This window comes from Vibrio crassostreae 9ZC13, from assembly GCF_000272045.2.
In the GTDB taxonomy this organism is placed as follows: domain Bacteria; phylum Pseudomonadota; class Gammaproteobacteria; order Enterobacterales; family Vibrionaceae; genus Vibrio; species Vibrio crassostreae_C.
Genome location: NZ_AJYZ02000019.1, coordinates 537,251 through 538,952, shown reverse-complemented (window position 1 = coordinate 538,952; position 1,702 = coordinate 537,251). Strand labels below are relative to the sequence as shown.

Genomic DNA, 1,702 nt, shown 5'->3' with positions numbered 1-1,702 from the left:
AACCGAGGTCCACGGATTTGCAATCCGCTGCATAGCCACTCTGCCAAGGCGCCTTTAATAGTGATTTAAGAGAACAACTCTTTGTTCATCACTCTACTCAAAATGTAGAAGCTAGATAGATGGTGCCCCGGGCCGGACTTGAACCGGCACAGCGCGAACGCCGAGGGATTTTAAATCCCTTGTGTCTACCAATTCCACCACCAGGGCAACGCAATCTTGCGAGGCCGATTACTGAAAAGTAAAAACACCATCTCTCAGCGACCTAAGCCGTGAGAACGAGGTGTACTTTAACGGAAGGAAAAAATTCGTCAACAATAAATTTTATCTTTTAATTCAAGTGATTAATTATCGAACTCAAAAGAATAAATTTAGTGCAGCTTGTACGGTTCTTATACTTGGATTTCTAATTTAAACGGACAAATCACTGACAACCATTGATTCAAATACCAATTGAATGCGGTGATTTTATTGTTTTAAACCAAGCAAATGGCGTTTTAATGTGCTTTTCACATTCAACGATTAGAGTTTGAAGTAACTCTTATTAAGAAGTAAACATGTGAAACCACTAAAACGATATCAATATGAGCGCTATGCCGTTCTTTGTAACCTCGCCTACCCTAGAGTTTTTAAGCAGACTCGCTATGGTTTTGACCCTAATGGACAACGCATCATCAAGAACCAGTTTGGTAAAACCATGATTAGAGTGTTGTGGAGTAGCGACAAAGATGAAGTGGTTGTGGTAATCAAAGGATCGCACAGTATCTCAGATTGGCTACTAACCTTTGCTCTATGGACAAGAAGCTGTAAGAGAATTGGGCTCAATTATCGTGTGCATGCGGGTTTCTACCATCTAATGTTTCAAGAGAGCCAGCCAAGTCGTAATGAAGATAAGCTTGGCTTAACCGTTATTGAGCGCTTGGAAGCCACGCTCACACCTCTCATCGAACAAGGAAAAAGAGTGTCTATTACTGGCCACTCTTCCGGAGGCGCTATCGGTTGTGTCTTCGCTGATTACTTTGATCAAAAGTACCCAGGCTGTATTAAACGAATAGTGACTTTTGGCCAACCCGCCATTGGTGATTGGAGCTTTCGAAAGCACTATCGCATGAGTAAGAAGACCTACCGAATTTGCTGTGACATCGACATCGTGACCTTCATGCCACCGGTTCCTTTGCTCTATTGGCATGTAGGTAAAGTGCTTTGGCTTTATAACGGACGAATCTATGAGAACACTCCTACATTAATCCGCCTTGGTCGCTCTATCTTTAGTTGGCTGATAAGACCTTTCTCTTACCACTTGATGAGCAAGTATATCCGTAACAAAGATTTCTTTGATAAGCATTGAAATGGGTACGTAGGAAGCTTTTAGCGGGGCCAGAAACGAAAAAACCAGTCACTAGGACTGGTTTTTTCTGAATGATGGAGGCGCCTCCCGGAGTCGAACCGAGGTCCACGGATTTGCAATCCGCTGCATAGCCACTCTGCCAAGGCGCCTTCAATAGTGTTTTAAGAGAACAACTCTTTTGATCAATACCAAGCGAGGTAATAATCAAATAGATGGTGCCCCGGGCCGGACTTGAACCGGCACAACGCGAACGTCGAGGGATTTTAAATCCCTTGTGTCTACCAATTCCACCACCAGGGCACGCAATTTTTTATTGCGATGCCGATTACTGAAAAGTAAAACACCATCTTAATGTCA

1 protein-coding gene and 3 tRNA genes are annotated in these 1,702 nt (G+C 43.2%); 1 reads left to right on the top strand and 3 read right to left on the bottom strand.

Going from position 1 to position 1,702, the window contains the following annotated elements; genetic code table 11:
* Positions 1-120: 120 nt before the first annotated feature.
* A tRNA-Leu gene (locus tag A136_RS03745) sits at positions 121-207 on the bottom strand.
* A gap of 349 nt (positions 208-556) precedes the next feature.
* Between A136_RS03745 and A136_RS03740 the strand changes: the two genes are divergently transcribed.
* The gene (locus A136_RS03740) at positions 557-1,345 is read left to right on the top strand and encodes a lipase family protein (RefSeq protein WP_017064543.1); all 789 of its coding nucleotides are present in this window, start codon (positions 557-559) and stop codon (positions 1,343-1,345) included.
* Between the two features lie 75 nt (positions 1,346-1,420).
* On the opposite strand, the gene A136_RS03735 is transcribed toward A136_RS03740, so the two are convergent.
* Positions 1,421-1,494: transfer RNA gene (locus tag A136_RS03735), tRNA-Cys, on the bottom strand.
* 64 nt (positions 1,495-1,558) lie between these two features.
* Positions 1,559-1,645, bottom strand: a tRNA-Leu gene (locus A136_RS03730).
* Between the last annotated feature and the right edge of the window lie 57 nt (positions 1,646-1,702).